Below are 648 nucleotides of genomic sequence, written 5' to 3' on the forward strand. Positions count from 1 at the left end.
AGGCTGAAACTGATAAACAACAATGCCACGCGCCAAACCAATTCTTTATCTTTGAAACGGTTGAGCGTATAAGTTTCGGTCATCATCACATACATCTGCCACAATGCGGCCATACACATGCTGATGATGCCCGCCGGTATAAAGAAAATACCGACTATTTCTTTGTTCATAATGAATGTAAATGCTGTGTGTTTGTCTGACGGAATTATAAATCAGAAAACGAAGCTCTCGGAACATTCAATTTGTCGAAGGCCTTAAGGCCGTCTGAAAAGTTTCAGACGGCCTTAATGTCTATCAACCGTGCAAAGCGCGTTTGTCGGCCGCCAATGCAGCTTCGTGAACCACTTCGGACAAGGTTGGGTGGGCATGGATAATGCGGGCGATGTCTTCGCTGCTGGCGAAGAATTCGAGCGCAGTCACGCCTTCGGTAACCAATTCGCTGACAACCGGACCGATCATGTGTACGCCCAAGATACGGTCGGTTTTGGCATCTGCCAACACTTTAACCGTACCTTTGGCTTTGCCCATTGCCAATGCGCGACCGTTTGCACCGAAACCTGAAGTACCTTTCTTGTACTCCACGCCTTCGGCTTTGAGCTGCTCTTCGGTTTTACCCACCCAAGCGATTTCAGGGTCGGTGTAAATAAC

At 48.1% G+C, this 648-nt stretch carries 1 pseudogene; it reads right to left on the reverse strand.

The features are described 5' to 3' along the window. Positions 1-294: 294 nt before the first annotated feature. Positions 295-648: pseudogene (locus ACTHSP_RS21245) on the reverse strand (dihydrolipoyl dehydrogenase); the annotation flags it as partial.

The sequence above is a fragment of the Neisseria sp. P0001.S005 genome, assembly GCF_051963715.1.